22 protein-coding genes and 1 pseudogene are annotated in these 25703 nt (G+C 61.3%); 6 read left to right on the top strand and 17 right to left on the bottom strand.

From position 1 onward, the window contains the following. Nucleotides 1-60 precede the first annotated feature (60 nt). From M1D68_RS08860 to ccoN (M1D68_RS08905), 10 genes and pseudogenes are all read right to left on the bottom strand, one after another. A pseudogene (locus M1D68_RS08860) lies at nt 61-470 on the bottom strand (PIN domain-containing protein). Further along, nucleotides 471-725: a type II toxin-antitoxin system Phd/YefM family antitoxin gene (locus M1D68_RS08865; RefSeq protein ID WP_420764706.1), complete on the bottom strand. Its 255-nt coding sequence runs from the start codon at nt 723-725 to the stop codon at nt 471-473. Between the two features lie 150 nt (nt 726-875). After that, the gene (gene ccoP / locus M1D68_RS08870; protein WP_434563254.1) at nt 876-1859 is read right to left on the bottom strand and encodes a cytochrome-c oxidase, cbb3-type subunit III; all 984 of its coding nucleotides are present in this window, start codon (nt 1857-1859) and stop codon (nt 876-878) included. Next, entirely contained in the window at nt 1856-2041 is a 186-nt protein-coding gene (locus tag M1D68_RS08875; protein ID WP_003183474.1) for a CcoQ/FixQ family Cbb3-type cytochrome c oxidase assembly chaperone, read from the bottom strand. Before M1D68_RS08875 ends, ccoP (M1D68_RS08870) begins: the two co-directional genes overlap by 4 nt. A 5-nt stretch (nt 2042-2046) precedes the next feature. Next, a complete protein-coding gene (ccoO, locus tag M1D68_RS08880) occupies nt 2047-2655 on the bottom strand; it encodes a cytochrome-c oxidase, cbb3-type subunit II (RefSeq protein WP_039589059.1) in 609 nt (202 codons plus the stop codon). After that, complete coding sequence (gene ccoN / locus M1D68_RS08885) at nt 2655-4097, bottom strand: cytochrome-c oxidase, cbb3-type subunit I (protein WP_420764704.1); 1443 nt, start codon at nt 4095-4097, stop codon at nt 2655-2657. Before ccoN (M1D68_RS08885) ends, ccoO (M1D68_RS08880) begins: the two co-directional genes overlap by 1 nt. A gap of 481 nt (nt 4098-4578) precedes the next feature. Next, nucleotides 4579-5532 (bottom strand): cytochrome-c oxidase, cbb3-type subunit III, encoded by a 954-nt coding sequence (gene ccoP, locus M1D68_RS08890; protein WP_434563256.1) that lies wholly within the window; start codon nt 5530-5532, stop codon nt 4579-4581. Continuing rightward, complete coding sequence (locus M1D68_RS08895) at nt 5529-5729, bottom strand: cbb3-type cytochrome oxidase subunit 3 (RefSeq protein WP_420764702.1); 201 nt, start codon at nt 5727-5729, stop codon at nt 5529-5531. The genes ccoP (M1D68_RS08890) and M1D68_RS08895 overlap by 4 nt, the downstream gene beginning before the upstream one ends. A 3-nt stretch (nt 5730-5732) precedes the next feature. Beyond that, the gene (ccoO, locus tag M1D68_RS08900; RefSeq protein ID WP_181286923.1) at nt 5733-6341 is read right to left on the bottom strand and encodes a cytochrome-c oxidase, cbb3-type subunit II; all 609 of its coding nucleotides are present in this window, start codon (nt 6339-6341) and stop codon (nt 5733-5735) included. Nucleotides 6342-6351: 10 nt separating this feature from the next. After that, nucleotides 6352-7776: a cytochrome-c oxidase, cbb3-type subunit I gene (gene ccoN / locus M1D68_RS08905; RefSeq protein ID WP_434563260.1), complete on the bottom strand. Its 1425-nt coding sequence runs from the start codon at nt 7774-7776 to the stop codon at nt 6352-6354. Between the two features lie 96 nt (nt 7777-7872). On the opposite strand from ccoN (M1D68_RS08905), the gene M1D68_RS08910 reads away from it, so the two are divergent. Next, the gene (locus tag M1D68_RS08910) at nt 7873-8565 is read left to right on the top strand and encodes an alpha/beta family hydrolase (RefSeq protein WP_420764699.1); all 693 of its coding nucleotides are present in this window, start codon (nt 7873-7875) and stop codon (nt 8563-8565) included. 168 nt (nt 8566-8733) lie between these two features. Here M1D68_RS08910 and M1D68_RS08915 read toward each other — a convergent pair whose 3' ends face one another. The 3 genes from M1D68_RS08915 to acnA form a co-directional block, all read right to left on the bottom strand. Beyond that, nucleotides 8734-10299: a methyl-accepting chemotaxis protein gene (locus M1D68_RS08915; RefSeq protein ID WP_457970047.1), complete on the bottom strand. Its 1566-nt coding sequence runs from the start codon at nt 10297-10299 to the stop codon at nt 8734-8736. Between the two features lie 76 nt (nt 10300-10375). After that, nucleotides 10376-11164, bottom strand: a complete 789-nt coding sequence (locus M1D68_RS08920; protein WP_457970049.1) for a CPBP family intramembrane glutamic endopeptidase — start codon at nt 11162-11164, stop codon at nt 10376-10378. A 115-nt stretch (nt 11165-11279) separates the two neighbouring features. Next, nucleotides 11280-14021: an aconitate hydratase AcnA gene (gene acnA / locus M1D68_RS08925; protein ID WP_457970051.1), complete on the bottom strand. Its 2742-nt coding sequence runs from the start codon at nt 14019-14021 to the stop codon at nt 11280-11282. 172 nt (nt 14022-14193) lie between these two features. On the opposite strand from acnA, the gene rlmM reads away from it, so the two are divergent. Beyond that, nucleotides 14194-15267, top strand: coding sequence for a 23S rRNA (cytidine(2498)-2'-O)-methyltransferase RlmM (gene rlmM / locus M1D68_RS08930; protein WP_457970053.1), 1074 nt, complete (start codon nt 14194-14196; stop codon nt 15265-15267). A 187-nt stretch (nt 15268-15454) separates the two neighbouring features. Beyond that, the gene (tusA, locus tag M1D68_RS08935; protein ID WP_420764694.1) at nt 15455-15706 is read left to right on the top strand and encodes a sulfurtransferase TusA; all 252 of its coding nucleotides are present in this window, start codon (nt 15455-15457) and stop codon (nt 15704-15706) included. On the opposite strand, the gene M1D68_RS08940 is transcribed toward tusA, so the two are convergent. After that, nucleotides 15703-17106, bottom strand: a complete 1404-nt coding sequence (locus M1D68_RS08940) for an MATE family efflux transporter (RefSeq protein ID WP_434650518.1) — start codon at nt 17104-17106, stop codon at nt 15703-15705. The two genes, tusA and M1D68_RS08940, sit on opposite strands and share 4 nt — an antisense overlap. A 291-nt stretch (nt 17107-17397) precedes the next feature. Here M1D68_RS08940 and pdxB point away from each other — a divergent pair, with 291 nt between their 5' ends. Continuing rightward, nucleotides 17398-18540 carry a 4-phosphoerythronate dehydrogenase PdxB gene (gene pdxB / locus M1D68_RS08945; protein ID WP_457970056.1) on the top strand — a complete coding sequence of 381 codons (1143 nt, stop codon included), beginning with the start codon at nt 17398-17400 and terminating at the stop codon, nt 18538-18540. Between the two features lie 62 nt (nt 18541-18602). Here pdxB and M1D68_RS08950 read toward each other — a convergent pair whose 3' ends face one another. Continuing rightward, nucleotides 18603-18782 (bottom strand): PA1571 family protein, encoded by a 180-nt coding sequence (locus M1D68_RS08950; protein ID WP_003199629.1) that lies wholly within the window; start codon nt 18780-18782, stop codon nt 18603-18605. A 218-nt stretch (nt 18783-19000) separates the two neighbouring features. On the opposite strand from M1D68_RS08950, the gene M1D68_RS08955 reads away from it, so the two are divergent. Beyond that, nucleotides 19001-20812: an ABC transporter transmembrane domain-containing protein gene (locus M1D68_RS08955; RefSeq protein ID WP_434563272.1), complete on the top strand. Its 1812-nt coding sequence runs from the start codon at nt 19001-19003 to the stop codon at nt 20810-20812. A 206-nt stretch (nt 20813-21018) separates the two neighbouring features. Here the strand turns inward: M1D68_RS08955 and M1D68_RS08960 are convergent, their stop codons facing one another. Continuing rightward, on the bottom strand, nt 21019-22947 hold the full coding sequence (locus M1D68_RS08960) for a transglycosylase SLT domain-containing protein (protein WP_434700981.1): 1929 nt from the start codon (nt 22945-22947) through the stop codon (nt 21019-21021). Between the two features lie 215 nt (nt 22948-23162). Between M1D68_RS08960 and M1D68_RS08965 the strand changes: the two genes are divergently transcribed. Continuing rightward, nucleotides 23163-25082, top strand: coding sequence for an ATP-binding cassette domain-containing protein (locus M1D68_RS08965; RefSeq protein WP_420764689.1), 1920 nt, complete (start codon nt 23163-23165; stop codon nt 25080-25082). A gap of 107 nt (nt 25083-25189) precedes the next feature. Here M1D68_RS08965 and M1D68_RS08970 read toward each other — a convergent pair whose 3' ends face one another. Continuing rightward, entirely contained in the window at nt 25190-25630 is a 441-nt protein-coding gene (locus M1D68_RS08970) for a universal stress protein (protein ID WP_420764688.1), read from the bottom strand. Between the last annotated feature and the right edge of the window lie 73 nt (nt 25631-25703).

Raw genomic sequence — 25703 nt, forward strand, 5'->3', positions numbered from 1 at the left:
GGTTCGATGCCTTTCATTGCGCCTGTCTCCCTGGCGTTAAGTGGTGAGTCCGTTGTGTTATCAGCTTGACCAAGGGTTGAGCAACGCCACGCCGCTGCTCTGGAAATCCGTCACGTTGCGGGTCACCACGGTCAGCCCGTGAACCAGCGCGGTGGCGGCAATCAAAGCATCGCATTCATTGCTGCGGTCGAGAACGTGAAGACGTGCGCAGCGAAGCGCAACGGCGCGGTCGACGGCGAGAATCCTGCCGGCAAACGTGGGCATGACGTGGTTGTCCAGCCATGCGCGCAGGCGACTGCCTTGCACCGGGTCCTTGCGTTCGATGCGCAAGACGCCGTTTCCAGCTCCAACACGGTAATGGCCGAGACGTAGAGGCTGGGGGCGGGGACGCTGCGTGCCCAAGGCTGCACGTTCTTGTCGGCTTGGGGTTTGCGCAGCTCCGAGATGACATTGGTATCGAGTAGAAACATTCAGGACAGGTCGACCGATCGGGGAGTGATGACGGCACGTTCGGGATCGAAGTCGATATCCGACGCGTCGGGCATGACCAGCAACTCGACAATACTGGCGCCAATGCCGGTCAGTTTCTGGTACTCCTCAATGCTTAGCAGCACATGGGCCGGCTTGCCACGATCGGTGATGATCACCGGCCCTTCACGGGCGGCTTTTTTGGCACCACTTGTGTCGTGGTTGAATTCGCGGCTGGAAATGGTAGTGACGGACATGGTGGCGTACCCCATGGAAACTGAATGTAGGCACGTTACTTCTGGCGCCAAGTGCAGGCAAGGGGAAACAGGCTCGACATGTTTCGAAGGCCGATAAAAAAGGCCCCGCCAAATGGATTGGCGGGGCCTTTCGTGTAGCAGGGAGTTGCTTTACTGAGCGTCAGCGGCCGGAGCCTTTTCGCCATGTGACAGGCTATAGACGTAGGCGGCCAACAGGTGGACCTTGTCATTGCCTTGCATGTCGGCCTGGGCCGGCATCTGGCCTTGACGACCGTAGCGGATGGTCTGCTGCAGCTGGGCGAAGCTCGAACCGTAGATGAAGCCGGCCGGGTGCGTCAGGTCAGGTGCGCCCATGGCGGGCGTGCCTTTGCCGGCCGGACCGTGGCAAGCCACGCAGTTGGCTGCGAACAGTTTCTGGCCATTGGCCGGATCCGCCTTGGCGCCTTCCGGCAGTTTGCGACCGTGCAGGCCGGTCACGACGTAGGAGGCCACGTCGGCGACGCCTTGTTCGCCAACCACGGCAGCCCAGCCCGGCATGACGGCGTGACGGCCGCCCATGATGGTGGTCTTGATGGTTTCCGGCTCGCCGCCCCAGCGCCAGTCGGCGTCGGTCAGGTTGGGGAAGCCATAGGCACCCTTGGCGTCGGAACCGTGGCAGACCGAGCAGTTGGAAGCGAACAGGCGGCCACCCATCTTCAAGGCTTGCGGGTCCTTGGCGACTTCTTCGATCGGCATGGAAGCGAACTTGGCGAAGATCGGACCGAACTTGGCATCCGAGCGGGCCATTTCCTTTTCCCATTCATGCACGCCAGTCCAGCCGGTCTGGCCGTTGGCAAAAGGGGTCTGCTTTTCGGTGTCCAGGTAGTTATAGCCTGGCAGCAGGCCCTTCCAGTTACCCAGGCCGGGGTAGAGCACCAGGTAGCCGAGGGCGAAGATGATGGTGCCCACGAACAGCATGAACCACCACTTCGGCAGCGGGTTGTCGTACTCCTCGATCCCGTCGAAGGAGTGGCCGACCGTCTCCTCGGTGGCTTCGCTGCGCTGGCCCTTACGGGTCGACAGCAGCAGCCAGGTCAGGGCGAAGATCGTTCCCAGGCTGAGGACTGTGACGTACAGACTCCAGAACGTAGTCATTCTTTGTTACTCCTAGAAGCTTGCTCGACGTGCTTGATGGCTTCGGGATCGTCCGCGAACGGCAGCAAGGTCGCGTCGTCAAACTCCGACTTACGCTTGGGGCTGAACACCCACAGAGCCAGGCCGATGAAGGCCACCATCACGACGACGGTGCCCAGGCCACGAATCATCCCGATATCCATCCAGATCACCGTTTGCTTTTGATGATGGTGCCCAGGCCTTGCAGATAGGCCACCAGCGCGTCCATTTCAGTCTTGCCCTTCACGGCATCCCTGGCGCCGGCGATGTCTTCGTCGGTGTAGGGAACGCCCAGGGAGCGCAGGACTTCCATTTTCTTGGCGGTGTCTTTGCCGTCGAGCTTGTTTTCTACGAGGAACGGGTAGGCCGGCATTTTCGACTCCGGCACGACGTTGCGCGGGTTGTACAAGTGCGCACGCTGCCAGTCGTCGGAGTAGCGGCCGCCCACGCGGGCCAGGTCCGGACCGGTACGCTTGGAACCCCACAGGAACGGGTGGTCCCAGACGCTTTCACCGGCGACCGAGTAGTGGCCGTAGCGTTCGGTCTCGGCGCGGAACGGACGGATCATCTGCGAATGGCAGCCGACACAACCGTTGGCGATGTAGACGTCGCGGCCTTCGAGTTCAAGGGCGGTGCGCGGCTTCATGCCTTCGACCGGCTTGTTGGTCACGTCCTGGAAGAACAGTGGAACGATCTGGGTCAGGCCGCCGATGCTGACGGCGATAACCATGAAGAAGGCCAGCAGGCCGATATTCTTCTCTACTGCTTCGTGCTTCATCAGTGAGCTCCAACAACGGCGATCTTGGCAGCGGCTTCAGCTTCAGCCGGGTCAGAGGCACGAACGGTGCGCAATACGTTGTAAGCCATCAGCAGCATGCCGCTGGCGAAGAACGCGCCGCCCAGGGCACGGACAATAAAGCCCGGGTGGCTGGCTTGCAGCGCTTCGACGAACGAGTAGGTCAGGGTGCCGTCGTCGTTGATCGCACGCCACATCAGGCCTTGGGTAATGCCGTTGACCCACATCGAGGCGATGTACAGCACGGTGCCGATGGTCGCGAGCCAGAAGTGCGCGTTGATCAGGCCAGTGCTGTGCATCTGCGCGCGACCGAACAGTTTCGGGATCATGTGGTAGATGGCGCCGATGGAAATCATCGCTACCCAGCCGAGGGCGCCGGCGTGTACGTGGCCGATGGTCCAGTCGGTGTAGTGGCTCAAGGAGTTGACGGTCTTGATGGCCATCATCGGGCCTTCGAAGGTCGACATGCCGTAGAACGCCAAAGACACCACCAGGAACCGCAGGATCGGGTCGGTGCGCAGCTTATGCCAGGCGCCCGAGAGGGTCATCATGCCGTTGATCATGCCGCCCCAGCTTGGCGCCAGCAGGATGATCGACATCGCCATGCCCAGGGACTGCGCCCAGTCCGGCAGCGCGGTGTAGTGCAGGTGGTGAGGGCCGGCCCAGATGTACAGGGTGATCAGCGCCCAGAAGTGCACGATGGACAGACGATAGGAGTAGATCGGACGCTCGGCCTGTTTCGGCACGAAGTAGTACATCATCCCCAGAAAGCCGGTGGTCAGGAAGAAGCCCACGGCGTTGTGGCCGTACCACCATTGGATCATCGCGTCGGTGGCGCCCGAATAGGCCGAGTAAGACTTGAAGAAGCTGACCGGCAGGGACGCGTGGTTGACGATGTGCAACATGGCGGTCACGACGATGAACGCACCGTAGAACCAGTTGCCGACATAGATGTGCTTGGTCTTGCGCTTGACGATGGTGCCGAAGAACACCAAACCGTAGGTCACCCAGACGATGGCCAGCAGGATAGCCAGGGGCCATTCCAGTTCCGCGTATTCCTTGGTGGTGGTGAAACCCATTGGCAAGGTCACGATCGCGCCAACGATCACCGCTTGCCAACCCCAGAAGGTGAAGGCGGCGAGGCTGTCGGAAATCAGTCGCGTTTGGCAGGTTCGCTGCACGACGTAATAAGAAGTGGCAAACAACGCACAACCACCGAAGGCGAAGATCACCAGGTTGGTGTGCAGCGGGCGCAGGCGTCCAAATGTCGTCCATGGCAGATCGAAGTTCAACTCCGGCCAGACCAGTTGCGAGGCGATGAAGACACCGAGCCCCATGCCAAGGATCCCCCAGACCACCGTCATGATGGCGAACTGGCGGACTACCTTATAGTTATAAGCAGTCGGACTGATTGCTGTGCTCATTCTAAGGTTCCACGGTTTGGGTGTTTTATTAGGATAAAAATCGGTCGCAAGTATGGAGAAAGCGGGGGGTCATTGCAACGCGCCATGACCGGGGTCAATGCTTTCCAAAGCTGATTCTGCGGCCTTTCCATGTTCGGTGTAGGGACAAAATTGGCCCTCGGCAAAATGTCGCGACAAAGGAAGGAGGCGAGGGGGTCAGGTCGGTTGTAACGGGGTGTGTTCAAACACGGCGTTCGGGGGGTGACAGGCAACTGTCGCAACAGCCGGTATTCACCTGCCTTTGCGGCCTTTTTGTCGAACGATTGTCGAACGCATCGGGTCGGATCGACCTGAAACCGGCAGTCGCCAGCACACGCAAAGGCAAGCTTAGACCTGATTCCATGGAACCGAAAGAAAGACTAAGGCAGGGTGCGACAATGAGTCGCGCAGGGGCACGGAACGGCCGCATCCAGATGAACGCGGCTGTTCGTGTGGTCAGGATTTATTCGCTTTTGTGTTCCGCTTGCAGGCGCTCGGTGCCGACACCCTGAGACAGGCTGTAGACGTAAGCCGCGAGCAGTTGCACCTTATCATTGCCAAGCAGTTCATTCTGCGCAGGCATATGGCCTTGGCGACCATGGCGAATGGTCTGCTGCAATTGGGCCAGGCTGGTGCCGTAGATGAAGCCGGCCGGTTGCGTCAGGTTCGGCGCGCCCATGGCTTCGGTGCCCTGGCCGTTGGCGCCGTGGCAGGCGACGCAGGTGGTGCTGAACGCTTGCTGGCCGGCTTGCAGGTCGGCACCGCTGTCCGCCGGTAGCGGCAGGCCTGCCAGATCGTGTCGCACATACGCGGCGACGTTCCTGACCCCGGCATCTCCCAACACGTCGCCCCAGGCCGGCATCGCTGCCATGCGGCCGCCCATGATGGTCGCCTTGATGGTTTCGGCATTCCCGCCCCAGCGCCAGTTACTGTCGGCAAGGTTCGGGAAGCCGAAGGCGCCCTTGGCGTCCGAGCCATGGCAGACCGAGCAGTTGGAAGCGAACAACCGGCTGCCCATTTTCAAGGCTTGCGGATCCTTGGCGACTTCTTCCACCGGCATCGCGGAGAACCTGGCGAAGATTGGCCCGAACCTGGCGTCAGCCTTGGCCATTTCCTTTTCCCATTCATGGGCGCCGGTCCAGCCGTTGTCGTAGCCGGGCAGGATGCCTTTCCAGTTGCCCAGGCCCGGATAGAGAATCAGGTAGCCAACGGAAAACACCAAGGTGCCGGCGAACAACAGGAACCACCATTGCGGCAGCGGGTTGTCGTATTCCTCGATGCCGTCGAAGCTGTGGCCCATGGTCTGGTCGACGCTGCCCTTGGTCTCGCCCTTGCGGGTGCCGATCAGCAGCCAGGTCAGGCCGATGAGGCTGCCGAGGGTCAGTACGCAGATCCACGTACTCCAGAAAGTGGTCATGACCGGGTACTCCTTGGTTCAGGGTCTTGGGGGATGAGGTCGGCGGGCGGCTCATCGGCAAACGGCAGCAGGCGTGCCTGGGCGAATTCCGGGCCGCGCTTGCTGCTGAACACCCACAGGACCAGGCCGATGAAGGCGATGAACACCACGACGGTGCCCAGACCGCGGATCATTCCAGTACTCATTTCAAGCACCATGGCTCACCTCTTGCTCTTGATGGCAGTGCCAAGCACTTGCAGGTAGGCCACCAGCGCATCCATTTCGGTCTTGCCCTTGAGCGTGGCCGTCGCGCCTGCGATGTCATCGTCGGTGTACGGCACGCCGAGGGTGCGCATGGCGCGCAGCTTGCCTTCGGTGTGGCTGCTGTCGACGGCTTGGGTGACGAGCCACGGGTAGGCCGGCATTTTCGATTCGGGCACGACGTTGCGCGGGTTGTACAAGTGCGCGCGATGCCAATCATCGGAGTAACGCGCGCCGACCCGGGCCAGGTCCGGGCCAGTGCGCTTGGAGCCCCAAAGGAACGGGTGATCCCAGACGCTTTCGCCGGCCACCGAGTAGTGGCCGTAGCGCTCGGTCTCGGCGCGAAACGGACGAATCATCTGCGAGTGGCAGCCGACGCAGCCTTCGCGGATGTAAATGTCGCGGCCTTCCAACTGCAGGGCGGTGTAGGGTTTCATGCCGTCCACCGGTTTATTGGTCACGTCCTGGAAGAACAGCGGCACGATCTGGGTCAAGCCCCCGATACTCACGGCGAGGACCATCAGCAGCATCAGCAGGCCGACGTTTTTTTCGATTGTTTCGTGTTTCATCGCGGACTCCTCAAGCCATCTGCGCGGCAACGGTGGCTTCGGCAGGCTGAGAGGCCCGCACGGTGCGCCAGGTGTTGTAGGCCATCAGCAACATGCCGCTGAGGAAGATCGCCCCGCCTACCAGCCGCACGATGAAGCCTGGGTGGCTGGCCACCAGGGTTTCGACGAAGGAGTAGGTGAGGGTGCCGTCTTCGTTCACCGCACGCCACATCAGGCCCTGGGCAATGCCGTTGACCCACATCGAGGCGATGTACAAAACGGTGCCGATGGTTGCGAGCCAGAAGTGCGCGTTGATCAGGCCGATACTGTGCATCTGCGTGCGGCCGAAGACTTTGGGGATCATGTGGTACAGCGCGCCGATGGAAATCATCGCCACCCAGCCCAGTGCGCCGGCGTGTACGTGGCCGATGGTCCAGTCGGTGTAGTGGGAGAGGGCGTTGACGGTCTTGATCGCCATCATCGGCCCTTCGAAGGTCGACATGCCGTAGAACGCCAGGGACACCACCAGAAAGCGCAGGATCGGGTCGCTGCGCAATTTATGCCAGGCGCCCGAGAGGGTCATCATGCCGTTGATCATGCCGCCCCAGCTTGGCGCCAGCAGGATCAGCGACATCACCATCCCCAGCGATTGCGCCCAATCCGGCAGCGCGGTGTAGTGCAGGTGGTGCGGGCCGGCCCAGATATACAACGTGATGAGCGCCCAGAAGTGGACAATGGACAGACGATACGAATACACCGGACGCTCGGCCTGTTTCGGCACGAAGTAATACATCATCCCCAGGAAGCCTGCGGTGAGGAAAAAGCCTACGGCGTTGTGGCCGTACCACCATTGCACCATCGCATCGGTGGCCCCGGCATACACCGAGTAGGATTTGGTCAGGCTCACCGGCAATTCCAGGTTGTTGACGATGTGCAGGATCGCAACGGTCAGGATGAACCCGCCGAAGAACCAGTTGCCGACGTAGATGTGCTTGGTCCTACGCTTGGCCACGGTGCCGAAGAACACGATGGCGTAGGCGACCCAGACGATGGTGATCAGAATGTCGATCGGCCATTCCAATTCGGCGTATTCCTTGGAACTGGTGTAGCCCAGCGGCAGGCTGATGGCCGCCAGCAGGATTACAAGCTGCCAGCCCCAAAAGCAGAATGCGGCGATTTTCGGCGCGAACAACGTTGTCTGGCAGGTGCGCTGCACTGAATAAAACGAACTCGCAAACAACGCGCAACCGCCGAAGGCAAAGATCACCGCATTGGTGTGCAACGGGCGCAGGCGGCCGAAGCTGGTCCAGGGCAAATCGAAGTTGAGCTGCGGCCAGACCAACTGGGCCGCGAGAAAAACCCCGAGCCCCATGCCGACGATGCCCCACACCACCGTCATAATGGCGAATTGGCGGACCACCTTGTAGTTGTAGGCGGTACTGATAGAAGTGTTCATGGTTCCCCATCCACGGTTCAGTCGAAGTGAGTGCCTGCGCAAGGCAGTGCGGCGTTCTTCGCCTGGAGTTATAGGCAGACTAAAAGCGAGGCAAGCATGGACAAACAGCACAAGGCCAGTATTGACGGGGATCAATGGGCGCGATGCGTGGCGGAACATGGTTGGCTGTGGACGGCCGCCAAGCCAGGTGCTGGCGCCGAGTCGCCGACCCTGATCCTGGCCCATGGCGCCGGCGCACCGATGGACAGCGGTTTCATGGCGCAAATGGCCACCCGCCTAGGCGCACAGGGCGTCAATGTGTTGCGCTTCGAGTTTCCCTACATGGCCCAGCGGCGCGTGGACGGCGGCAAGCGTCCACCGAACCCTGCGCCAAAGCTGCTGGAATGCTGGCGAGAGGTGTACGCCACCGTGCGGCCTTATGTCGCTGGGCGGCTGGCCATTGGCGGCAAGTCCATGGGCGGGCGCATGGCTAGTTTGGTGGCTGATGAGCTGGGCGCCGATGCGCTGGTATGCCTGGGCTATCCCTTCTACGCGGTAGGCAAACCGGAGAAACCGCGGGTCGAGCACTTGGCAATGTTGAAGACCCGAACCTTGATCGTCCAGGGTGAGCGGGATGCGTTGGGCAATCGGGAGGCGGTGCAGGGCTACACGTTGTCACCGGGCATCGAGGTCATGTGGCTGGTGGCGGCGGATCATGATCTGAAACCGTTGAAGGCGTCGGGGTTTAGTCATGAGCAGCATTTGGAGGCGGCGGCGCAGGCGGTGGCCGGGTTTGTGTCTCAAGACTGATGCTGCCAGTCATGGCCTCATCGCGAGCAAGCTCGCTCCCACATTGGAATGCATTTGAATGAACGCCCCACACCCCCTGTGGGAGCGAGCTTGCTCGCGATAGCGGCCTGCCAGGCGACAAAAACCCGGAAGCTTTCGCTGTCCGGGCCTTTGGTTCGCCAATTGAACTCAGCGGTTGAACCGCTCCACCAACGAATACTGCGTGTTGGCCGTGCGGGTCAGTTCTTCGCTCAGCAGCGCCGAGCTGTGGGCCTGCCCGGAGGTCTGGTCAGCCAGTTCCGAGATGTTACTGATGTTGCGGCTGATTTCCTCGGCCACCGAACTTTGTTCCTCGGTCGCGGCGGCGATCTGAGTGGTCATGTCGGTGATGTGTGCCACCGCTTCGCTGATCCCCGCCAGTGCCTGGTCGGCTTCGATGACCCGCGCAACGCCTTCTTCAGCCTGGCGATGACCGGCGTCCATGGTCTGCACGGCGTTGGTGGCGGTCTGTTGCAGTTTGGCGATCAAGGCATGGATCTGCCCAGTGGACTCGCTGGTGCGTTGGGCCAATTGCCGCACTTCATCGGCGACGACTGCAAACCCGCGTCCCATCTCGCCGGCGCGGGCCGCTTCGATGGCGGCGTTGAGGGCCAGCAGGTTGGTCTGGTCGGCGATGCCCTTGATCACGTCAACCACGCCACCGATTTCATCGCTGTCCTTGGCCAACTGGGTCACGGTCTGCCCGGTCTCGCCCACGACGACCGACAGTCGCTCGATGGCCTCGCGGGTTTCGCCTGCAATGTCGCGACCGCGTCCCGTCAGGCGATTGGCCTCTTGGGTGGCATCGGCGGTGCGCTGCACGTGGCTGGCGACTTCCTGGGTGGTCGCGGCCATCTGGTTGATGGCGGTGGCCACTTGTTCGGTTTCCACCCGCTGGCGCTCCAGGCCGCTGGAGCTGTCGTGGGCCAACGCGCTGGATTGGCGCGCCTGGCCGTTCAGGTGCTCGGCAGTGTCCTGCAGGCGGGTCAGGCAGGTTTTGAGGCGGGCTTCCTGGCTCAGGATCGACATCTCCAGGCGTGCCTGGACGCCGCGGCTATCGGTGAACATCCGTGCGATCAATGGGTCCGAGGTGGTTTGTTCGGCCAGGCGCAGCAGGCGCTTGATACCGCGTTGCTGCCACTGCAGGCCCAGCAGTCCCAACGGCACCGACAGCAGGCCGGCGAGGGCAAAACCCCAGGAAGAGGTGAAAAAAGCGCCGACAACGAAACTCAACTGGCTGACCAGGATGAACGGCAGCCAGTCCTGCAGCATCGGCAGCCATTTATCGCTGCCCGGCACTGCGGATTTGCCTTGGTTGAGGCGCTTATAAAGGGCTTCGGCTCGGGTAATCTGCTCAGCGGTGGGTTTGACCCGTACCGATTCATAGCCTACGACCTGATTGCCTTCGAACACGGGCGTGACGTAGGCGTTGACCCAGTAGTGATCACCGTTCTGGCAGCGATTCTTGACGATGCCCATCCATGGCAAGCCTTGTTTCAACGTGTTCCACATGTGGGTGAACACGGCCGACGGAACGTCGGGATGGCGCACCAGGTTGTGCGGCGAATGGATCAATTGTTCCTTTGTAAAACCACTGATGTCGATGAAAGCATCGTTGCAGTAGGTAATCACACCCTTGGCGTTGGTGGTGGAAATAAGTCGTTGCTGGGCCGGGAAGGTCCTTTCGCGTTGTGTAATAGGCTGGTTGTTACGCATGGTGTGGTAGTCCGCAAGGCTTTGAAAGGTTGTCGGCACCGTCAGCTTTTTGTTGAAATAATTCTTCCCGGCGGTGTCACGCCAGCATCGGGTAGGTAAACAGGGTGAAGTGAAGCAGGTTGAGGCCAAAATGCGTGGCTATCGCTGCACCCAGGCCACCCAATCGATAGGCCAGGCCGTAACCGATCCCGGCCAGCCCCGACAGCAGCACCCATTCCCAACCGGCGCCGGCATGCACCAGGCCGAACACCAGCGAGGCCAGCAGTAACGCGAGGTTGTCGCCATGGCGCAAGTGTTGAAAGCGCCGGCTCAGGCCTCCCTGGATATAGCCACGAAACAACGCTTCCTCCACCAACGTCACCAGAAGAAGATTATTCAGGACCCACAGCCAGGCCGAGTCTGGCCATTTAGGCGCCCAGTTGATCATGCCCAGCAGCATGGCCCCGCCCAGGGCCAGGATCGTACTGATGCACATGCCCAGGGCCGTGGCATAGACAGACAAGCGAAACGGGCGCCGCCCGATGATCCATGGGCAGAACAACAGCAACCAGAAGCCGATCAGTGGCTTGTCCTGGTTCAGGTACATGGCGAATCGCACGGCATCATCGGTAAAACGTTGTGCCGCGATGGCCCTGCCGTTGAAGAAGCCTGGCATCCAGTGCAGGGCCAGCGCGACCGCGAGCACCGCGAACAGGCAATGCCCGAGGAACTGCCCGACCGGCGTCTGCCGCTGGCGAACGGCATACCCGGCGAACAGCAGCAGCGCGACCGAAATAGACGCTGTCCAGGCCAGGTGGCCATAGACCAGGGCGAAGCCATAGCCGATCGAGAGAAGGGCCAGGTAGGGCCAGGGTAGGGCGGGCATGTCGAATCCTTGGGGCTGGAAAACGGGCGAAGCTCGCAGAGCCGGCGGGGATTATAGGCAGGCCCATACAAAAACACCGCCTATCTGAGGCGGTGTTTTCGTAGGACGCTTCTTTTTATCCTGCAATCAATTGCCGTAGGACAAAGTGCAGGATGCCACCGGCCTTGAAATATTCCACTTCATTCAAGGTGTCGATCCGGCACAACACTTCAATCCGTTCCTGGCTACCGTCTTCGCGGGTAATGACCACGGGCAGGTTCATGCGTGGCGTCAGCTCGGTGTCGCTCAAACCGAGGATGTCCAAAGTTTCCCTGCCGGTGAGGTTCAGGCTCTTGCGATTCTGATCGAGCTTGAATTGCAACGGCAGCACGCCCATGCCCACCAGGTTGGAGCGGTGGATACGCTCGAAGCTTTCGGCGATAACGGCTTTGACTCCCAGCAGGTTCGTACCCTTGGCCGCCCAGTCTCGACTTGACCCCGTGCCGTATTCCTGACCCGCGATCACCACCAATGGCGTGCCGGTGGCCTGGTACAACATCGCGGCATCGTAGATCGACATGCGTTCGCCGTTGGGGATATAGATCGTATTGCCGCCTTCCTCGCCGCCGAGCATTTCGTTGCGGATGCGGATGTTGGCGAAGGTGCCTCGCATCATGACCTGGTGATTGCCCCGTCGCGAACCGTAGGAGTTGAAGTCCCGTGGCTCGACGCCCTGTTCACGCAGGTAGCGACCGGCCGGGCTGTCCGCCTTGATGTTGCCGGCGGGGGAGATGTGGTCCGTGGTCACCGAGTCTCCCAGCAGAGCGAGGACCCGCGCACCCTCCACGTTTTTGACCGCGGGTGGAGGCCCGCCAATATCGTCGAAGAACGGTGGATGCTGGATGTACGTGGAGTCCGATTGCCAGACGTAGGTCGCGGCTTGTGGAACCTCGATCGCTTGCCATTGCTCGTCGCCGGCAAACACGGCGGCATATTCCTTGTGGAACATGCTTGTGTCCACTTGAGCCACCGCGTCGGCCACTTCCTTGCTGCTCGGCCAGATGTCCCGCAGGTACACCGGATTGCCTTCGCGGTCGTTGCCCAGCGGTTCGCTGCTGATGTCGATGCGCACGGTGCCGGCCAGGGCATAGGCGACCACCAGTGGCGGTGAGGCCAGCCAGTTGGTTTTCACCAAAGGATGCACCCGTCCCTCGAAGTTGCGGTTACCCGACAGCACGGACGCCACGGACAGGTCGGCTTTCTGGATGGCTTTTTCAATCGGATCGGGCAGCGGGCCTGAATTGCCGATACACGTCGTGCAACCATAGCCCACCAGGTCGAAACCGAGTTTGTCGAGGTATTCGGTCAGGCCGGCGGCCTTGTAGTAGTCGGTCACCACCTTCGAGCCCGGTGCCAGGGAACTCTTCACCCAAGGCTTGCGGGCCAGGCCTTTTTCCACGGCTTTTTTCGCAAGCAATCCGGCGGCCATCATCACGCTGGGGTTGGAGGTGTTGGTACAGGACGTAATCGCCGCGATGACCACGGCGCCGTTCTTCAGGCGGTGGGTCTGGCCTTCGAATTCATATTCCGCTTCGCCCACCTGGTCGGCGTTGCCCACCGCGACACCGCCGCCGCCTTCGCTTTCGAGGCGACCTTCTTCTTTGCTGGTGGGCTTTATCTGAAGGCCCAGGAAGTCGCTGAAGGCCTGGCCGACATTCGGCAGCGACACCCGGTCCTGGGGACGCTTGGGGCCGGCGAGGCTGGCTTCGACACTGCCCATGTCCAGTTCCAGCGTGTCGGTGAAAACCGGTTCCTGCCCTGGCAACCGCCACAGTCCCTGGGCCTTGCAGTAGGCTTCCACCAGTTTCACGGTTTCCGTCGGACGGCCGGACAGGCGCAGGTAGTCCAACGTCACATCGTCCACGGGGAAGAAGCCGCAGGTGGCGCCGTACTCCGGGGCCATGTTGGCGATGGTGGCGCGATCGGCCAATGGCAGGTCGGCTAGACCGTCGCCATAGAACTCGACGAATTTGCCCACCACGCCTTTCTTGCGCAGCATCTGCGTGACGGTCAGCACCAGGTCGGTGGCGGTGATGCCTTCGCGCAGTTTGCCGACGAGTTTGAAGCCGATGACTTCCGGAATCAGCATCGATACCGGTTGGCCGAGCATCGCCGCTTCCGCTTCGATACCGCCGACGCCCCAGCCGAGCACGCCCAGGCCATTGATCATGGTGGTGTGGGAGTCGGTGCCGACCAGGGTGTCGGGGAAGGCGTAGAGACGACCGTCTTCCTCTTTGGTCCATACGGTACGGCCCAGGTATTCAAGGTTGACCTGGTGGCAGATGCCGGTGCCCGGTGGCACCACGCTGAAGTTGTCGAACGCGCTCTGGCCCCAACGCAGGAAGGCGTAGCGTTCGCCGTTGCGCTGCATCTCGATGTCGACGTTCTGCTCGAAGGCCTGTTGGCTGGCGAACTTGTCCACCATCACCGAGTGGTCGATGACCAGGTCGACGGGTGACAGCGGATTGATCCTCTGCGGATCGCCGCCGGCCTTTTCCACCGCTGCGCGCATGGCCGCCAGGTCGACCACGGCGGGGACGCCGGTGAAGTCCTGCATCAGCACCCGGGCCGGGCGGTATTGAATCTCGCGGTCGGAACGGCGCTCCTTGAGCCAGCCGGCCAGCGCCTTGAGGTCGGTGCCGGTGACGGTTTTGTCATCTTCCCAGCGCAACAGGTTTTCCAGCAGAACCTTGAGGGACATCGGCAACTTGTCCAGGTCGCCCAGGCTTCGCGCTGCGTCCGGCAGGCTGAAATAATGGTAGGTCCTGGCGTCGACTTGCAATGTTTTAAGGGTTTTCAGGCTATCGATGGACGGCATTGAAATCACTCCTTTGAGTCCGCACGGCTACGGACTGACGGAACGGACAGAGCCTTTAACCTAGCCCTGTTTTGAACGTATGACTAATCACTGGACTGTATAGCAAGGTTCGCGGTTCCGAACTCCGCTATCATGCGCCGGTTTTCGTGACAGGCTTTGCTACGGAGTTTCAATGAACACGCTTTTCATGCACTGCCGGCCGGGCTTCGAAGGCGAGGTCTGTTCCGAGATCGCCGAACACGCGGCCCGGCTCAACGTCGCCGGGTACGCCAAGGCCAAGCCGGCCAGCGCCTGCGCCGAATTTGTCTGTACCGAAGTGGACGGCGCCGAGCGGTTGATGCACGGGCAACGTTTCGCCGATCTGATTTTTCCTCGGCAGTGGGCGCGTGGCACGTTCATCGAACTGCCTGAGACCGACCGAATCAGCGTCATTCTGTCCCACATGACGGCCTTCCCGACGTGTGGCAGCCTGTGGCTGGAGGTAGTTGACACGAACGACGGCAAGGAACTGTCGAACTTCTGCAAGAAGTTCGAAGGCCCGCTGCGCAAGGCCTTGGGCGGGGCAGGGAAACTGCTGGACGACCCGCGCAAGCCGCGCCTGCTGTTGACCTTCAAGAGCGGTCGTGAAGTCTTCCTTGGCCTGGCTGAGGCGGATAACTCAGCGATGTGGCCGATGGGTATCCCGCGTCTGAAGTTCCCCCGGGACGCGCCGAGCCGCTCCACACTCAAGCTCGAGGAGGCCTGGCACCATTTCATTCCTCGGGACCAGTGGGACGAACGCCTGCACAGCGACATGACCGGTGTGGACCTCGGTGCGGCGCCGGGTGGCTGGACGTGGCAATTGGTCAACCGTGGCATGCTGGTGACGGCCATCGACAATGGCCCAATGGCCGAAAGCCTGATGGACACCGGCCTGGTGCAGCACTTGATGGCGGACGGATTCACGTTCAAGCCCAGGCAGCCGGTGGACTGGATGGTCTGCGACATCGTCGAGAAACCGGCGCGCAACGCGGCGATGCTGGAAGAGTGGATCGGCGAGGGCCATTGCCGCGAGGCCGTGGTCAACCTCAAGTTGCCGATGAAACAGCGTTACGCCGAGGTGAAACGCCTGCTCGAACGCATCGCCGAGGGTTTCAAGGCCCGGGGCATCCAGGTCGAGATCGGCTGCAAGCAGCTGTACCACGACCGAGAGGAGGTGACGTGTCATCTGCGGCGGTTGGACACCAAAAAAACGAAGGCCCGTTAGTCCTTGAAAGCCAATGAAGCCCTTGTGGGAGCGAGCTTGCTCGCGATAGCGGTGGGTCAGTTTGCATCGATATTGGATGTGCTGGCGCCATCGCGAGCAAGCTCGCTCCCACAGGGTGCAGTGTTGAACCAGGGGTGACCGAACGCCGACATTGCGCGACAATGCCCGCCAGTTTCAGGAGTAGATCATGAGTGAAATGAACGATGCGCCAATCGACGGCACGCTGGATGCCACTGGTCTGAATTGCCCGGAACCGGTAATGATGTTGCACCAGCATATCCGCGACCTGGCCCCAGGTGGCCTGCTCAAAGTCATCGCCACCGACCCCTCGACTCGCCGCGACATCCCTAAGTTCTGCGTGTTTCTGGACCACGAGCTGGTGGCCCAGCAAGAGGACGCCGGCACCTACCTCTACTGGATTCGCAAGAAACTCGCCTAACCCGTCGCACGGCTGATGCGGATCTGCCCTCGCGCGCTGCGTGCCAGGCGAATCGACAGCATCAGCGCCGCGCAGCTCAACCCCACGATCAAGCCTTGCCATAATCCGCTTGGGCCACTGGCGGTGCCGAGCCTGTCGGTCAGGCCCAGGGCGTAACCCACCGGCAAGCCGATGCCCCAGTAAGCGAAGAGCGTCAGGATCATCGTCACCCGGGTGTCCTGGTAGCCGCGCAATGCGCCGGCCGCCGTGACCTGGATCGCATCGGAAAACTGGAACAGCGCCGCGTAGACGATCAGCATCGATGCGACCTCGATCACCCGCGGATCGGCTGTGTAGATCGCTGCGATGGGGCCGCGCAGCGCGAACATCACGCTCGCTGACAGGCACGCGTACGCCAGGGCCGTGCCCATGCCGACGCCCGCGGCGAAGCGCGCCTCTCGAGGCTGGCCACGCCCCAGCGCCTGGCCTACCCGTACCGTCACGGCCATGCCCAGGGAGTAGGGGATCATGAACACCAGCGAGCTGAAGTTCAGCGCGATCTGATGCCCGGCCACCACCGTGGCGCCGAGGCTGCCGATCAGCAGGGCGATCACCGCAAAGATGCTCGACTCGGCAAACACCGCGATGCCAATCGGCAGGCCAATGCCCAGCAGGCGCTTGATCATCGACCATTGCGGCCAGTCGAAACGGGCGAACAGACGGCTCGATTGATAGATTGGGGCCCGATACGTCCAGATCGCCATGCCCGCTGCCATGAACCACATCACGATGGCGGTGGCCCAGCCGCAGCCAACCCCGCCCATGGCCGGGACGCCCAGGTGCCCGTAGATGAAGATGTAATTGAGCGGAATGTTCAGCGCCAGTCCGCACAGCCCCAGCACCATGGCCGGTCGCGTGCGCCCCAGGCCGTCGCTGAAACAGCGCAGCACGTAATAGAGCGCCACTGCCGGGAGCCCGGTGCCTATACCCCGCAGGTATTCCATGCAAGGGCCGATCAATTCGGGATCGACGTGCATCACATGCAGGATCGGCTCGGCGCTGAACAGCGCCAATGTCGCGGCCAGCCCCACCGCGAGGGCCAACCACAATGCCTGGCGCACCAAGGGGCCAATCTGTTCGAACGTGCCGGCCCCGAAACGCTGGGCAACTTTTGGCGTAGTGGCCAGCAGCGTGCCGGTCATCAACAGGAATACCGGCACCCAGATCGAATTACCCAGCGCCACCGCGGCGAGGTCCCGCGGGCCGACCCGCCCGGCCATCACCGCATCGACAAAACCCATGGCAGTGGTCGCCAATTGCGCCACCATGATCGGCAAGGCGAGGGCGAGCAGCGTCTTGAGCTCCAGGCGAACCCGGGCGGGGCGAGAGAGGACGGAAGGAGTGTCGATTGCAGGATTCACGAGGCAAGCATCCGAAAAAGATAAACGCAAGGCGGCGGATTCTACGCCTTGACGCAGTGGTCAGGAAAAAACCTGTGTTGTGGATTTGTAATCGCTCGCTAAGTCGTACGAATGCTTGTTGCGAGGGAACCTGCTCCCGCTCGACTGCGCAGCAGTCGCCTGCCTTTTGGGCCCGCTTCGCAGGCCAGCGGGAGCAAGCTTCCTCGCCACAAACGGGTTCACTGAAGTAATGGGCTGGCTCATCGAGGCGAGGAACGCCTACACTGCCCGTCCCGCCAAAGGAGCTCTGCCATGCTGATCGTCGCCGACGAAAACATTCCCCTGCTCGATGCATTTTTCCAAGGTTTCGGTGAGATCCGCCGGGTGCCGGGGCGGGGCATTGACCGGGCATTGGTAGAGCAGGCCGATGTGCTGTTGGTACGGTCGGTCAGCCAGGTCAATCGAGCCCTGCTGGAAGGCAGCAAGGTGCGCTTCGTCGGCACTTGCACCATTGGCACTGATCACCTGGACCTGGATTATTTTGCCGAGGCCGGCATCCGCTGGGCCAGCGCGCCTGGGTGCAATGCCCGTGGCGTGGTGGATTACGTACTGGGCAGCCTTATGGCCCTGGCTGAGATCGAAGGCGCGGATCTTGCGCAGCGCACGTTTGGCGTGGTCGGCGCGGGGCAGGTAGGTGGGCGGTTGATCGAGGTGCTCAAGGGCCTGGGCTGGGCTGTGAAAGTCTGCGACCCGCCTCGCCACGCTGCCGAAGGCGGCGACTACGTGAGCCTGGAGCAGATCATCGAGGAATGCGACGTCATCAGCCTGCACACGCCATTGGCTCGCACGGGTGAGTACATGACTTGGCACCTTTTTGATGAGCATCGCTTGAACAGCCTGAAGCCTGGCACCTGGCTGATAAACGCCGCGCGCGGCCCGGTCATCGATAACTCGGCGTTGCGCGAGGTGCTGTTGGAGCGCGAAGACCTCCAGGCGGTGCTTGATGTCTGGGAGCAGGAGCCGACGGTGGACGTGGACCTGGCCGACCTCTGCGTGATCGCCACCCCGCACATTGCCGGCTACAGCCTTGACGGTCGCCAGCGCGGCACGGCGCAGATCTACCAGGCCCTGTGCGACTTTCTTGGGCGGCCCGCCGAAGTCGATCTGGCCGACTTGTTACCCCGGCCCTGGCTCGGGGGCATCACGCTGGATGCCGATACCGACCCGGCCTGGGCGCTGGCGGTGTTGTGCCGGAGCGTGTACGACCCGCGCCGCGACGATGCGGATTTTCGCCGCAGCTTGATCGGTACGGTGAGTGAGCAGCGCAGTGCGTTTGATGCGTTGCGCAAGCATTACCCGCCACGCCGGGAGATCGACAGCTTGAAGGTGCGTATCGAAGGGCAGTCGACGGCCTTGCAGCAGATCGTGACGGCCTTGGGAGCTACTATCGTTTAAGCCCGGTGAACAGGCATAAAAAACCCGACATCAAGGTCGGGTTCAATTGAAGACGGGCTGTATCACTTTTGTTCGGCAGGTTTGACCAGTCGTTTCTCCAGCTCGCTGCAGGCTTTCTGGATCATGTCTTCGGTGATCGGTACTTCGCGCCCTTGGGCATCGATGAACGAGCAGCCCAGGGACTGGTCCGGTTGCGTGCGGATTACTTGAATCTTGTCGTCGCTGCTGTGTTGCAAGGACATGGCCTGTCTCCTCATCAGGTTGCGTGCCTATCGTAATGTCGTCAGGTGACCGAGCCATGACACTCCTTGAAGGTCCATGACGACAGCTCCACTCAACCAGAAACACACTCGCGTTTCCAGCCAGACGTTAGACCGATAACATCTAGGCATTAGTCTCGGCGGTCATATTTAACCTGACTCATTTCGATTCCACTTGGTTCCGCTGCGTTTCGGTACTGATGGCCAATCTTTTCCTGTTGCATTATCGGACACTCTCGATGCTTTCTTCACGACATCGCCGCGCAATACGCCTGGCCAGCGGCTTCATCGCCCCTTACCGCAAACAGGTCGCCGGTGCTTTGCTGGCCCTGATTGTCACGGCCGGTATCACGTTGTCCATGGGCCAAGGGATCCGCCTGCTGGTGGACCAAGGCTTCATGACCCGTTCGCCGCATCTGCTCAATCAGTCCATTGGCCTGTTCATGGTGCTGGTGGTGGGCCTGGCTATCGGTACGTTTGCACGCTTTTATCTCGTGTCATGGATCGGTGAGCGGGTGGTGGCCGATATCCGGCGGCAGGTCTTCAATCACCTGGTGTATCTGCACCCGGGCTTCTACGAGAACAATCGCAGTTCGGAAATCCAGTCACGCCTGACCGCCGATACGACTCTGCTGCAATCGGTGATTGGTTCGTCGCTGTCGTTGTTCCTGCGCAACGCCTTGATGGTGATTGGCGGCATTGTGCTGCTGTTTGTCACCAACCCCAAGCTGACCAGTATCGTGGTCATTGCCCTGCCATTGGTCCTGGCGCCGATCCTGGTGTTCGGGCGACGGGTGCGCAGCTTGTCGCGCCAGAGCCAGGACCGCATCGCCGACGTCGGCAGCTACGTCTCCGAAACCCTCGGCCAGATCAAGACCGTGCAGGCCTACAACCACCAGGTCCAGGATGAACAACGTTTTTCCGTGACGGTGGAGCAAGCCTTCGACACCGCCCGCAAGCGCATCGCCCAGCGGGCCTGGTTGATCACCCTGGTGATCGTGCTGGTGCTGGGTGCGGTAGGGGTGATGCTCTGGGTCGGCGGCATGGATGTGATCGCCGGGCGGATTTCCGGCGGCGAACTCGCGGCGTTCGTGTTCTACAGCCTGATCGTTGGCAGCGCCTTTGGCACCCTCAGCGAAGTGATCGGCGAGCTGCAACGGGCAGCGGGCGCCGCGGAACGCATTGCCGAGTTGCTGCGTTCGCAGAACATTATCCAGCCACCGGTCACAGGGCTGGTGACGTTGCCGGAGCGGGTGCGGGGTGACTTGCGCCTTGAAGGCGTGCGTTTTTCCTACCCCTCCCGACCGGACAGCTATGCGGTCGATGGCCTCGACCTGAGCATCAAGGCCGGCGAAACCCTGGCCCTCGTCGGGCCATCCGGCGCGGGCAAGTCAACGGTGTATGACCTGCTGCTGCGCTTCTACGATCCGGTGCAAGGGCGGATCCTGATCGACGACGTGCCGTTGACCTCGGTCGACCCTTTGGACCTGCGTCGTCATTTCGCCCTGGTTTCTCAAAACCCGGCACTGTTTTTCGGCACGGTCGAAGAAAATCTTCGCTACGGCAATCCCCAAGCAACATTCGAGCAGGTACGCGAGGCTGCGCAGATTGCCCACGCCCATGATTTCATAGAAAAAATGCCTGACGGCTACCAGACCCACCTGGGCGATGGCGGCCTTGGACTGTCCGGCGGCCAGCGCCAACGCCTGGCGATCGCCCGGGCCCTGCTGGTGGACGCGCCAATCCTGCTACTGGACGAAGCCACCAGCGCCCTCGACGCGCAAAGTGAACACCTGATCCAGCAAGCCTTGCCCAGCCTGATGAAGAACCGTACCACCCTGGTCATCGCCCATCGCCTGGCCACGGTGAAAAACGCCGACCGGATTGCGGTGATGGACCAAGGCAAGGTGGTTGCCGTGGGTAGCCATCAGGAGCTGGTTGCAAGCAATGCGCTGTATGCGCGGTTGGCAGCGTTGCAGTTCAACGTTGGCTTGGACTCGGCAGCCGACTGAGCGCAGCGTCCACACGAATCCCCTGTGGGAGCGAGCTTGCTCGCGATAGCGGTGGGTCAGCTTGCATCCATGTTGAAGGTGCCGACGCCATCGCGAGCAAGCTCGCTCCCACAAGGTCCAGCAACAGACCAAGTAGCCGACCAAAAATGCCCGCATCTTTCGATGCGGGCATTTTTTTCTTCTCAGGAACAGCGTCTCGCTAATACTCACTGATCATCAAAATACCGCTCATGCCAGTCCACCAGCGGTTGCGGCAAGTTGAGCTTCTGGCCGTAGATGACCGAGTACGACAACACGTTCTGCACGTATTGGCGGGTTTCGTCGAAGGGGATGCTTTCGACCCAGACGTCGAAGCTCAGGTGGTCTGCACCGCGCAACCATTGGCGCACGCGACCGGGGCCGGCGTTGTAGGCGGCGGAGGCGAGGACGCGGTTGCCGTTGAACTGGCTGTGCACCTGGCTCAGGTACGCCGCGCCCAGCTGGATATTCTTGTCCGGGTTGAAGACTTGCTGCGGTGATGCCAGGGGAATATTGAATTTGCGCGCGGTTTCCTTGGCCGTGGCCGGCATCAATTGCATGAGGCCGCTGGCGCCGACACCGGAGCGGGCGTCGTCCATGAACGCACTTTCCTGCCGGGTGATGGCGAACGCCCAGCTAGGGTGCAAGCCGCGGATCTTGGCTTCTCGCACCAACGTGTCGCGGTAGGCCATCGGGAAACGGATATCCAAGTCATCCCAGTATTTGGCCTGGCTGATGGTGCGGATGGCTGGGAAATACCACTTGAGGTCGTAGGCCAGTTTCGCCTGGGCGACCATTTCGTCCCGGCTGAAATGGCGGCTGACGTGATACCACTCGCGGCGTCCGTCGACGATTTGACCACGCGCGTGGAATTCCAGCGCCCGGCGTATGCCCGGTGTATTGCGGACTTTGTTGATCAGCGCCTGGCTCATGGGCAGCGGCTTGTTCACCAGCGAATACGGTGACTGGGACCGGTCGGCGGCCAGGAAACCGTAGAAATCACGCTCGCGAGCCAGGTGCTTGTAGAGCGTCAGCGCTTCGGGGTTCTGTGGCTGCGCCAGTTCCAGGCTACGGGCCTGCCAGTAGCGCCAGCGATTGGTGCTCGCCAGCGATTCGGGCAGGCGGCGGGTCAGTTGGTAGGCGTCGTCCCAGCGGGCGAGGCGCAGGAGCAGGCGCAAGCGCCACTCCGATACGGTGTCGTCCCGAAGCTCCGGGTCATATTTGGTCATGACATCCAGGGCGCGGCTATCGAAGCGCTTGGCCAGGGTCAGGCCGATTTCCCGGGCGATGGCGACCTTCTCGTCCCGAGAGAAACGCATGGTGCTGGCATAGCCCTCCAGCAATGACATGGCTTTTTCCGGGTCCTGGCGGGCCAGGCGGCGCAGCCCAAGACTGACGACATCGGACATGGGCTCATCGGCGGGCATGAAGCGCGAAGGCTGGTTGAGCAGTTCGGGCTTTTGCGCGACGTCAACCAACAGCTTGCCTCGGGGGGCAAGGGTGGTCAGGCCGCTGACCAGGCTATTGGCCAGCGGATAGTTGCGTGCCTGGGCCGCCAGTTTCGCGCGCTCCCAGCGTTTCTGCTCGGTCAACTGGCCTTGCGCGGCCCACATGCCGAACAGCGCGTCGCAAGCCGTCGGCTGGGATTTACCGGTAAGCCATAGTTTCTCGGCGTTGGCATAACCTTCGGCCTTAAGGCCATGGCTCAGTTGATATTGAGCGTTGAGGCAATCCAGCTCGGTGAAGTTGAGCTTGGGATCGTAATACTTGACGAAGGTTGCCCAGTCGCCACGTTCGGCCAACCAGCGCAACCAGCGCAACTTCATCCAGTTGGCCTGGGGCAGGTCGCCATGTTCGGCAAGGAATTTTTCGATTTCGGCGTTGCTCGCGCTCTTGAGTCGCGCAGTCAGTTCGTCATAGGCCAGGTACGGTTCCAGCGGATAATCGCGCAGGGCCTGGCTGTAGCGAAAGTAGGGAGCGGAATCCCCTTTGGCCAGAGCACGCTTGGCCTCGTCGTAGTACTGGCGCTGGGTGGAAATATCCACCGCATGGGCGGTTTGAACGGCAGTGGCACATACAAACAAACAAGATAAAACACTGAAAAGGCGACTGCGCATGATACGTCCGGGCAAAGATAAACATGACAAGCCCAAGGAGAAACCCAGGGTAACTTGCCTGTAGCTTAGCCTTTTGCCAGCAACCGGCGAAAGCTTTGCGGGACTGTTGGCACAACTTCGCAACATTTGTAGTACAGAGTGCTTCGACGACGAAATTGACGGACTTTTGAGGTCTCTTCTCAGGTAGAATGCGCGCCCGGTTTTTGGAGAAGCTCATGACCCTGCTCAAATTCAGCGATGTGTCCCTTGCTTTCGGCGCGATGCCGTTGTTGGACAAGGTGTCCTGGCAGATCGCCCGTGGAGAGCGGGTGTGCATCATCGGCCGCAACGGCACTGGCAAGTCCAGCATGATGAAGCTGGTCAAGGGGGATCAGAAGCCCGATGACGGCTCCGTCTGGCGTGCGCCCGGGCTGAAAATCGGCGAGCTGCCCCAAGAGCTGCCGGTAGCCGACGAGCGGACCGTGTTCGACGTGGTTGCCGAAGGCCTGGACGGTGTCGGCGCGCTGCTGGCCGAATATCACCACCTGAGCCAGAACATCGTCACCGATGCCGACCTGGACAAGCTGATGCATGTGCAGCACGACCTCGAGGCCCGTGATGGCTGGCGCCTGCAGCAATTGGTCGACAGCACCTTGAGCCGCCTGCAACTCCCGGCTGACAAGACCTTGGCCGAGCTGTCCGGCGGCTGGCGTCGTCGGGTCCTGCTGGCCCAGGCCCTCGTGTCCGAGCCAGACCTTTTGCTGCTCGACGAACCGACCAACCACCTGGACATCGGTGCCATCGCCTGGCTTGAAGAAGCGCTGAAGGATTTCCAAGGGGCGGTTCTGTTCATCACGCACGACCGTTCCTTCCTGCAGAACCTGGCGACCCGCATCCTCGAACTGGATCGTGGCGGCCTGATCGATTGGAACGGCGACTACGCCAGTTTCCTGGTGCACAAGGAAGCGGTGCTGGCGGCGGAAGAAACCGCCAACGCCTTGTTCGACAAGCGCCTGGCCCAGGAAGAAGTGTGGATCCGCCAGGGCATCAAGGCCCGACGGACTCGTAACGAAGGCCGTGTGCGCGCCCTCAAGGCATTGCGCGTGGAGCGTAGCGAACGTCGCGAGCGCACCGGCAAGGCCAATATCCAGCTCGAGACGGCCGACAAGTCGGGCAAGCAGGTCATGGTGCTGGAAGATGTCAGTTTCGCCCATCCGGGCGGCCCGTTCCTGATCAAGGATTTCTCCATGGTCCTGCAGCGCGGTGACCGGATCGGCCTGCTTGGCGCCAACGGTACCGGCAAGACGACCCTGCTCAAGCTGATGCTTGGCGGCCTGGTGCCGACCAGCGGCAAAGTGGAGGAGGGGACAAAGATCGACGTCGCCTATTTCGACCAGTTGCGCCATCAGTTGGACTTGGAAAAAACCGTGATCGACAACGTCGCCGAAGGCCGCGACTTCATCGAAATCGATGGCCAGAGCCGCCACGTATTGAGTTACCTCGGCGACTTCCTGTTCAGCCCACAGCGCGCCCGTACGCCGGTGAAAGCGCTGTCTGGTGGTGAGCGGGCACGGCTGCTGCTGGCCAAGTTGTTCAGCAAGCCGGCGAACCTGCTGGTGCTCGACGAACCAACCAACGACTTGGACGTGGAAACCCTCGAGCTGCTGGAAGAAGTGTTGTTGACGTTCAACGGCACTGTGCTGATGGTCAGCCACGATCGGGCCTTCCTCGATAACGTGGTCACTAGCACGTTGGTGTTCGAAGGCGAGGGGCTGGTTCGCGAATATGTCGGTGGTTATCAGGATTGGCTACGCCAAGGCGGCTCGCCGCGCCTGCTGGGTGTGACTGAGAGCAAATCAGGCAAGGCCGACTTGAACTCCGCGGTCGTCAAGGCCGAGCCGGCGCCGGTTGCCGCCGCTGCCGCACCGGCTCCGACCAAGAAAAAGCTCAGCTACAAGCTGCAGCGTGAACTGGAAGCCTTGCCAGGTGATATCGACGCGAAGGAGCAGCAGATCGCCGCGGTGGAGGCCGAGATGGCTGATGCCGGCTTCTACCAGCGTCCCGCGGCCGAAACCGCCAAGGTAATCGCGCATCTGGAACAGTTGCAGGCTGAGCTGGATGCGCTGGTCGAGCGTTGGGCTGAGCTGGACGCTTGATCCGCTGTTGAGAAGATTCCCGGCGTTCAGCAATGAACGCCGGGATTTTTTTATTTGAAACGCAATCCCTTGTGGGAGCCAGCTTGCTCGCTCCCGAAGGTCCAGGGTCAGGTGCGCTTGACCAGGTGCACCGCCAGCACATCGCAAGGCGCGCCATGCAGCACGTCGTTGGCGGTGGAGCCCAGCAGCAACGCCAGGCCATGGCGGCCATGGCTGCCGACCACGATCAGGTCGCAGCCTTGCTCCTTGGCCAGGTGATGGATCTCCTGGCGCGGCTGGCCATAGGTCAGGTGGCTGTTTTCCTTTTTCAAGGCAGGGTATTTCACGATCAATCGGTCAAGGCGTTCCTTGGCCTGGTCGAACTGCTGCTGTTGCAACTGGGAAAGATCCATCGGAACGTCACCGCCGAAGGCCATCGCCATCGGCTCGACGATATGCACCAGCGACAGTTTGTTGTCCCGCCCTTCGCAAAGGGCGAGGGCTCGCTTGACGACGGGATCGCATTCTTCAGTAAGGTCGACGGCGACCAGGATGTGTTCGTAGTACATGAAAAGCACTCCAGAGAATGGCGATACGGTAAGTATGGCTGGTTTCAAGCGCATTGATGGCGATACAGGTCAA

This window comes from Pseudomonas sp. R4-84 (assembly GCF_054130985.1).

Coding starts and splice junctions, on each gene's coding strand:
- M1D68_RS08865 (WP_420764706.1), bottom strand. CDS start 725: ATGTCCGTCACTACCATTTCCAGCCGCGAATTCAACCACGACACAAGT.
- ccoP (WP_434563254.1), bottom strand. CDS start 1,859: ATGACTACGTTCTGGAGTCTGTACGTCACAGTCCTCAGCCTGGGAACG.
- M1D68_RS08875 (WP_003183474.1), bottom strand. CDS start 2,041: ATGGATATCGGGATGATTCGTGGCCTGGGCACCGTCGTCGTGATGGTG.
- ccoO (WP_039589059.1), bottom strand. CDS start 2,655: ATGAAGCACGAAGCAGTAGAGAAGAATATCGGCCTGCTGGCCTTCTTC.
- ccoN (WP_420764704.1), bottom strand. CDS start 4,097: ATGAGCACAGCAATCAGTCCGACTGCTTATAACTATAAGGTAGTCCGC.
- ccoP (WP_434563256.1), bottom strand. CDS start 5,532: ATGACCACTTTCTGGAGTACGTGGATCTGCGTACTGACCCTCGGCAGC.
- M1D68_RS08895 (WP_420764702.1), bottom strand. CDS start 5,729: ATGGTGCTTGAAATGAGTACTGGAATGATCCGCGGTCTGGGCACCGTC.
- ccoO (WP_181286923.1), bottom strand. CDS start 6,341: ATGAAACACGAAACAATCGAAAAAAACGTCGGCCTGCTGATGCTGCTG.
- ccoN (WP_434563260.1), bottom strand. CDS start 7,776: ATGAACACTTCTATCAGTACCGCCTACAACTACAAGGTGGTCCGCCAA.
- M1D68_RS08910 (WP_420764699.1), top strand. CDS start 7,873: ATGGACAAACAGCACAAGGCCAGTATTGACGGGGATCAATGGGCGCGA.
- M1D68_RS08915 (WP_457970047.1), bottom strand. CDS start 10,299: ATGCGTAACAACCAGCCTATTACACAACGCGAAAGGACCTTCCCGGCC.
- M1D68_RS08920 (WP_457970049.1), bottom strand. CDS start 11,164: ATGCCCGCCCTACCCTGGCCCTACCTGGCCCTTCTCTCGATCGGCTAT.
- acnA (WP_457970051.1), bottom strand. CDS start 14,021: ATGCCGTCCATCGATAGCCTGAAAACCCTTAAAACATTGCAAGTCGAC.
- rlmM (WP_457970053.1), top strand. CDS start 14,194: ATGAACACGCTTTTCATGCACTGCCGGCCGGGCTTCGAAGGCGAGGTC.
- tusA (WP_420764694.1), top strand. CDS start 15,455: ATGAGTGAAATGAACGATGCGCCAATCGACGGCACGCTGGATGCCACT.
- pdxB (WP_457970056.1), top strand. CDS start 17,398: ATGCTGATCGTCGCCGACGAAAACATTCCCCTGCTCGATGCATTTTTC.
- M1D68_RS08950 (WP_003199629.1), bottom strand. CDS start 18,782: ATGTCCTTGCAACACAGCAGCGACGACAAGATTCAAGTAATCCGCACG.
- M1D68_RS08955 (WP_434563272.1), top strand. CDS start 19,001: ATGGCCAATCTTTTCCTGTTGCATTATCGGACACTCTCGATGCTTTCT.
- M1D68_RS08960 (WP_434700981.1), bottom strand. CDS start 22,947: ATGCGCAGTCGCCTTTTCAGTGTTTTATCTTGTTTGTTTGTATGTGCC.
- M1D68_RS08965 (WP_420764689.1), top strand. CDS start 23,163: ATGACCCTGCTCAAATTCAGCGATGTGTCCCTTGCTTTCGGCGCGATG.
- M1D68_RS08970 (WP_420764688.1), bottom strand. CDS start 25,630: ATGTACTACGAACACATCCTGGTCGCCGTCGACCTTACTGAAGAATGC.